The following is a 6,455-nucleotide window of genomic DNA, read 5'->3' on the forward strand; positions in this document are numbered from 1 at the left end:
GCGCGATGGCGACACATCGTCCCGCCGTGGGACGCGGCCCCTTTCCCCCACTTCTTCGATCGCCGACGGCCGTGGTCCGCCGGAGTCCCCCCTGTCTCGCGACGGCATCGTCATCGCGCACGCCGCGAGTTCGCCGCAAATGTCGCAGGCCGAACAAATGCGCTTTCGCGCATGTGCGAATGTACTTATGTAAAGACCATGCAGCGGACGATCGATCTCCTCTCGGCCCTCTCCGACCCGACGCGCCTCGGCGCCATGCGCATCATCTGGGACGGCGGCGAGCATTGCGCATGCGAGCTGATGGCGCGCCTCGACGCGACCCAGTCGCGCATGTCCCGGCACATGGGCGTGCTCAAGGCGGCCGGGCTGGTCGTCGACCGCCGCGACGCCCAGTGGGTGCGCTATCGGCGGCGCCCTGATCTGGCGCAATGCGTCGTGCGGGTCGTCGATGCCGTACTGGCGGCGGCAAGCGGCGAGGAGAGGATCGCGGCATGAGCACCCAGACCCTGGCCGCCGGCGACGGCGGACCGCGGCCGATACCGGTCTGGAAACGGCCGGCCTGGAGATGGCTGGCCGGCCTCGGCGTGGCGCTCGCCGCCTGGGGCGTCCTCTACAGCCAGCTCGTTCCGGCATCGGAATGGCTGGTCTCGCGGCTGCCGGTCGAGCGGACGAGCCATCTCGGCGAGGCGCTGGCCTTTTTCTTCTACGACACCCCCAAGGTGCTGCTGCTCCTGGCCCTGGTCGTGTTCGCGATGGGCGTCGTGCGCAGCTACTTCTCGCCCGAGAAGACGCGGGCGCTGATCGCCGGGCGGCGGGAGGGCCTCGGCAACGTCATGGCCGCGGGCCTCGGCATCGTCACGCCGTTCTGTTCCTGTTCGGCCGTGCCGCTGTTCATCGGCTTCGTCTCGGCCGGGGTTCCGCTCGGCGTCACCTTCTCCTTCCTGATCGCCGCGCCGATGGTGAACGAGGTGGCGCTCGGCCTCCTGTTCGCCCTCGTCGGCTGGAAGGTGGCGCTCGCCTATCTGGTGTTCGGCCTCGCCGTCGCCGTCGTCGCCGGCTGGGCGATCGGCCGCCTGAAGCTCGAGGGCTGGCTCCAGGACTGGGTGAAGGACATCCATGGCGGCGGCGGAACGTTCGTCCCCGACGACGCGCCGACGGCGGTGGACCGCATCCGGCTCGGCATCGAGGCGGTCCGGGACATCGTCGGCAGGGTCTGGATCTGGATCATCGCCGGCATTGCCGCCGGTGCCCTGATCCACGGCTATGTGCCGGCGGAACTGATGGCGCGCATCATGGGGGCGGACGCCTGGTGGTCGGTGCCGGCGGCGGTCGTGATCGGCATTCCCATGTACACCAACGCGGCCGGCGTCATTCCGATCGTCGAGGCGCTGCTCGGCAAGGGGGCCGCCCTCGGCACGACGCTCGCCTTCATGATGTCGGTGATTGCCCTGTCGCTGCCCGAGATGATCATCCTGCGCAAGGTGCTGACCCTGCGGCTGATCGCGGTGTTCGTCGGCGTCGTCGGCACCGGCATCCTGGCGGTCGGCTTCCTCTTCAACCTGCTGTTCCACTGACTTCGGGGAAGGATGCGCGCGATGAAGGACGTCAAGGTGCTGGGCCCCGGCTGCAAGCGCTGCGAGGCCACGGAAACCATGGTGAGGACCGCCGCGGCGAAGCTCGGCATCGCGGTCACGGTCCAGAAGGTGACCGACTATGCCGAGATCGCGAAGTTCGGCATTGCCTCGACCCCGGGCATCGTCGTCGACGGCAAGGTCGTCCATGCCGGCGGGCTGCCCAACGCGGATGCGCTCGAGAAGTGGCTGTGCGCATGATGCTCGAATATTCCGTGGACGCGCGCCGGGTCGACGCGCATGGCAGCCTCGCCACCACCAAGCAGGCCTCGATCGCGCTCGACACCGACGTCGCCGGCCGCCTCGACGCCTTCAATCCCGCCGAGCTTTTCCTCGCCGCCATCGCCGCCTGCATGCTCAAGGGCATCGAGCGGGTGATGCCGATGCTCGAGTTCCAGTTGCGCGGGGTCGAGGTGAAGCTTCGCGGCGTCCGCCAGGACAGCCCGCCGAAGATGGTCGCCATCGACTACGAGATCGTCGTCGATACCGACGAGCCGGACCGCCGGCTGAACCTGCTGCACACCAACATCCGCAAGTTCGGAACGATCTCGAACACCGTCGCCGCGGCGACGCGGCTCGAGGGGACCATCCGGCGCAGGACACCGGCGGCGTGAGCCGCAGCCTTGCCCAGGAGCCCGGAAGCCGATCCGGTTCGCCACCCGCCGAGGCGGGTCCAAGTCCGGACGCCGGACGGAGGGCCCGCAGCCGTCGCCGCGGTCCGACCATTCTTCGTGGTTCGCCCATGCCGCCGGCGTTGGCACAGGAAATGAGGGGGCCATGCGCATCCGCATCGCGTTGACGGCGGCAATCCTGGCCGCGGGCGGGATCGCCGCGGCCTGGTGGTACGCGACCCAGCGGCCGCTCGACGTGCCGGTCGCTGCCTTCGAGGAGGACGTGCCGGTGACGGTGTTCGGCCTCGGCGCCGTCGAGGCGCGGGTGCTGTCGCGCGTCGGCTTCGAGGTGCCGGGGACGCTCGTCGCCGTGCTGGCGGATCATGGCGACCGCGTCCAGGCCGGGGCGCCGCTGGCGCGGCTCAACGCCGCCAGCCAGGAGGCCCGGGTGGCCAAGGCCGAGGCGGCCGTCTTCTCCGCCAATGCCGCGGTGGCGCGGGCGGAGGCGCAGCGCGAGCGGGCGGAGGCGCAGGTCGCGCAGCGGCAGGCGACCGCGCGCCGGCGCCGCGACCTCGCCGCGCGCGGCGCCGGCAGCACCGAGGCGGCCGAACTGGCCGCGACCGAGGCCGTGGCCGCCCAGGCGGACGTCGCCGTCAACCGGGCCGACGCCATGCTCGCCCGCGCCGCCCAGGCCGAAGCGCAGGCGAACCTGCGGGCCGAGCGCACCGCACTCGCCAAGCACACGCTGACCGCGCCCTTCGACGCCGTCGTCGTCGCCCGCGCCCGCGAGCCGGGGACGGCGCTCAATCCCGGCGAGGCGGTGTTCACCCTGGTCGCGCCCGACAGCGTCTGGGCCCTCGCCTATGTCGACGAGGGCCGGGCCGGCGCACTGGCCCTCGGCCAGCCGGCGACGGTGACGCTGCGCAGCCGGCCGGGCGACCCGATGCCGGCCGAGGTGGTGCGGATCGGCCTCGAGGCCGACCGCGCGACCGAGGAGCGGCGCGTCCATGTCCGCTGCCGCGCCTGCCCGGCCATGCCGGTGATCGGCGAGCAGGCGGAGGTCGTGATCGAGACCGGGCGCCTGCCGCGCGCCCGGCTGGTCGCGGAATCGGCGGTGCACGGCTATGACGGCGCCCACGGCCGCGTCTGGACCATCGAGGATGGACGCTTGGTGCAGCGCCGGGTGCGGTTCGCCGCCCGGCTGATGGACGGGCACCTCGCCGTGACCGCCGACGCGCTGCCCGACGACGTTCCGGTGGCGGCGCGCGCCGGCGCCGGCTTCGCGCCGGGCCGTGCGGCCCGAGCCGTGGCCGGGCGATGAACTTGGCACTCGCCGACATCCGCCACAATCTCGGGCGCTTCGTGCTGACCGGGATCGGGCTCGGGCTGCTGATGGCGGTCGCGCTGTCGATGGTCGGCATCTACCAGGGCGTCGTCGCCGAGGCCCTGGCGCTGTCGCGCAGCCTGCGCGCCGACCTGTGGCTGGTCGAGGCGGGAACCCGCGGGCCGTTCGCCGAGTCCTCGCGCATCCCCGGCGACGTGCGGGAGATGGCGGCGCGCCTGCCCGGCGTGGCCGCGGCCGGGTCGATCACCCTGAGCACGGCCGAGATGCGGACCGCGCGCGGCCTCGTCCGCGTCCAGGTCATGGGCTACGAGCCCGGCCGCCCGGGCGGGCCGGCCGCCATCGCGACCGGCCGGGGCCTCGGCGGCGCCCGCTACGAGATGGTCGCCGACGCGCGTGCCGGCCTCGTGCCGGGGGCGACGGTGACGCTGGGCGGCGACCGCTACCGCGTCGTCGGCACCACCCGCGGCCTGGTGGCGTCGGGCGGCGATCCGCTCGTCTTCGTGCATCTGCGCGACGCCCAGGAACTCCAGTTCCAGCTCGCCCCGCCGGCCGCCCGGCGCGCCGCGGCCGCCGGCGGGGCCGTCGCCTCCACCGACACCGTGAACGCGGTGATCGCCCGCCTGCATCCCGCGGCCGACCCGGCGGCGGTGGCCGAGACGGCGCGGCGCTGGAAGCATCTCTCCGCGCTGACCGACGCCGACCAGTCCGAACTGCTGACCCGCTCGGTGGTCAACCGGGCGCGGGTCCAGCTCGGCATGTTCACGGTCGTCCTGCTGTGCGTGTCCGCGGTCATCGTCACGCTCGTGATCTACACCATGACCATGGACAAGCTGCGCGAGATCGCGACGCTGAAGCTGATCGGGGCGCCCGACCGGGCGATCGTGGGGCTGGTGCTGCAGCAGGCGCTCGTGCTGGGCGGGTCCGGGTTCGCCGCCGCGACCCTGCTCGTCTTCGCCGTCCGCGACGTCTTTCCGCGCACGGTGGCGCTGGGGATCGGCGAGGTGGCGGCGATGGCCGGGGTGATCGCCGGGATCTGCGTGCTGGGCAGCCTGCTGTCGATCCGGGCGGCGCTGCGCATCGAGCCGCAGCAGGCGCTGGGGGGCTGAGGGGCATGCCGTCCCGGGTGCGCCTGGAAGGCGTGGCCAAGGTCTTCGGCACGGGCGATACCGCCGTGCGGGCGCTGGCCGACGTCGACCTGTCGGTCGAGGCCGGGGAATTGGTGGGCCTGAAGGGCCCGTCGGGCAGCGGCAAGTCGACGCTGCTCAACGTCGTCGCCTGCATCCTCGAGCCGAGCGCCGGGCGCCTCCTGCTCGACGACGAGGTGGTGTGGGAGGGCCGCTACCGGATCGCCGACCTGCGCCGGCTGCGGCGCGAGCGGATCGGCTTCATCTTCCAGTTCCACAACCTGCTGCCGTTCCTCGACGCGACTGACAACGTGGCCCTGCCGATGACGCTGGCGGGCGCCGACATCCGCACCGCGCGGACGCGCGCACGCGAGCTTCTCGAGCATCTGCAGGTCGGCCGGCGGGCGGCGGCGATGCCGTCGCGCCTGTCGGGCGGCGAGGCGCAGCGGGTGGCGATCGCCCGCGCGCTGGTCAACCGGCCGCGGGTGATCCTGGCCGACGAACCGACGGCGGCGCTCGATTCCGAGCGCGCCCGGGTGGTGATGGACCTGCTGCGCGAACTCGCGCGGGCCCAGAGCGCAGCGGTGCTGGTGGTGACGCACGACGAGAAGATCTTCGACCGGTTCGACCGGCTGGTGTCGCTGCGGGACGGGCGGATCGAGGCATCGGCGCCGCCGTGAGCGGAGGTCGGCGGACCAGGCGGCCGACGGCAGGACCCGCGGCCTTGTCTTTGCGGACCGGCCGTCCTGCCCCCCCTCTCGGGGGCAGGCGGACCTAGTGTAGCGTAGATGCGGGAAACGGCGGTCGACGGAGTGCGCAATCATGTCCTCTTCGACTTTCAACGCGTCCGATGGCAACGGCTACGAACTGCAGATGGGTCGCTGGAGTCGACGACTGGCGATGCCGTTCGTGGAATTCGCCGGCATACGTACCGACGGCAAGGTACTGGATGTCGGGAGCGGTACGGGCGCGCTCAGCCACGCGCTGGCGGCCTCGCCCACGATCGGCGCCATTCGGGGCGTCGATCTCGCGCCGGCCTATGTCGCCCATGCGACACGCAACAATTCGGACCCACGCGTGCGGTTCCAGGTGGGCGATGCCTGCGCCCTCGAGTTCGCCGACGCGTCGTTCGATCACGCGCTGTCGCTGCTGGTGTTGCAGTTCGTCCCGCGTTTCGACGTCGCAATTCGCGAAATGCGGCGGGTGACGCGGCCCGGGGGGACCGTGGCGGCCGCCGTCTGGGACACCCGCGGCGGCTTCGTCGCCTACCGCATGTTCTTCGACACCGCGGCGATGGTGGACCCGGCGGCCGACGAACGCCGTCGGCGCATGTATGTCCGGCCGCTGTCGCGACCCGGCGAACTCGCGGAGGCCTGGCGACAGGCGGGGCTGCAGGACGTGACGCAGGACATGCGGACGATCCGCATGGAATTCGCATCCTTTGCCGACTACTGGGCGCCGAACGAGGGCAGGGACGGCCCGATCGCCGACTACGTCGCGACGCTGTCGCCCGAAACGAAGGCCCGAGTGCGGGACGCCGTCCAGCGTGCCTATCTCGACGGAGAGGCGGACGGGCCGCGCTCCTACGCTGCGACCGCCTGGATGGTCAAAGGCACCGTTCCTGACGTCCCCTGCGAAACCGCCTCCACCAGAACGTAGCGTCCTGGCCTGATAGGGTGGCGCGGCGCTCGGCTGCATTGGCTTCCGCCGCCCCGCATCTCGCCGCCCGCAACACTCTGGCGGC

The 6,455-nt window shown here is 72.3% G+C and carries 8 protein-coding genes; all 8 read left to right on the forward strand.

What is annotated here, in order from left to right; all coding sequences use genetic code 11:
* Positions 1 to 198 precede the first annotated feature (198 nt).
* The 8 genes from ACE3Q3_RS22175 to ACE3Q3_RS22210 all read left to right on the forward strand — a co-directional run bounded on the left by ACE3Q3_RS22175 (position 199) and on the right by ACE3Q3_RS22210 (position 6,370).
* Positions 199 to 495: an ArsR/SmtB family transcription factor gene (locus ACE3Q3_RS22175; protein WP_374449662.1), complete on the forward strand. Its 297-nt coding sequence runs from the start codon at positions 199 to 201 to the stop codon at positions 493 to 495.
* Positions 492 to 1,574 carry a permease gene (locus ACE3Q3_RS22180; protein ID WP_374449664.1) on the forward strand — a complete coding sequence of 361 codons (1,083 nt, stop codon included), beginning with the start codon at positions 492 to 494 and terminating at the stop codon, positions 1,572 to 1,574. The genes ACE3Q3_RS22175 and ACE3Q3_RS22180 overlap by 4 nt, the downstream gene beginning before the upstream one ends.
* Positions 1,575 to 1,595: 21 nt before the next feature.
* The gene (locus ACE3Q3_RS22185; RefSeq protein WP_374449666.1) at positions 1,596 to 1,832 is read left to right on the forward strand and encodes a thioredoxin family protein; all 237 of its coding nucleotides are present in this window, start codon (positions 1,596 to 1,598) and stop codon (positions 1,830 to 1,832) included.
* Entirely contained in the window at positions 1,829 to 2,245 is a 417-nt protein-coding gene (locus ACE3Q3_RS22190) for an OsmC family protein (RefSeq protein WP_374449676.1), read from the forward strand. The genes ACE3Q3_RS22185 and ACE3Q3_RS22190 overlap by 4 nt, the downstream gene beginning before the upstream one ends.
* Positions 2,246 to 2,408: 163 nt before the next feature.
* Positions 2,409 to 3,563, forward strand: coding sequence for an efflux RND transporter periplasmic adaptor subunit (locus tag ACE3Q3_RS22195; RefSeq protein WP_374449668.1), 1,155 nt, complete (start codon positions 2,409 to 2,411; stop codon positions 3,561 to 3,563).
* Positions 3,560 to 4,693: an ABC transporter permease gene (locus tag ACE3Q3_RS22200; protein ID WP_374449670.1), complete on the forward strand. Its 1,134-nt coding sequence runs from the start codon at positions 3,560 to 3,562 to the stop codon at positions 4,691 to 4,693. The genes ACE3Q3_RS22195 and ACE3Q3_RS22200 overlap by 4 nt, the downstream gene beginning before the upstream one ends.
* A gap of 5 nt (positions 4,694 to 4,698) precedes the next feature.
* On the forward strand, positions 4,699 to 5,391 hold the full coding sequence (locus ACE3Q3_RS22205) for an ABC transporter ATP-binding protein (RefSeq protein WP_374449672.1): 693 nt from the start codon (positions 4,699 to 4,701) through the stop codon (positions 5,389 to 5,391).
* Between the two features lie 142 nt (positions 5,392 to 5,533).
* A complete protein-coding gene (locus ACE3Q3_RS22210; RefSeq protein WP_374449674.1) occupies positions 5,534 to 6,370 on the forward strand; it encodes a class I SAM-dependent methyltransferase in 837 nt (278 codons plus the stop codon).
* Positions 6,371 to 6,455: the final 85 nt, after the last annotated feature.

The sequence above is a fragment of the Allostella sp. genome, assembly GCF_041913585.1.
Lineage (GTDB): Bacteria > Pseudomonadota > Alphaproteobacteria > ATCC43930 > Allostellaceae > Allostella.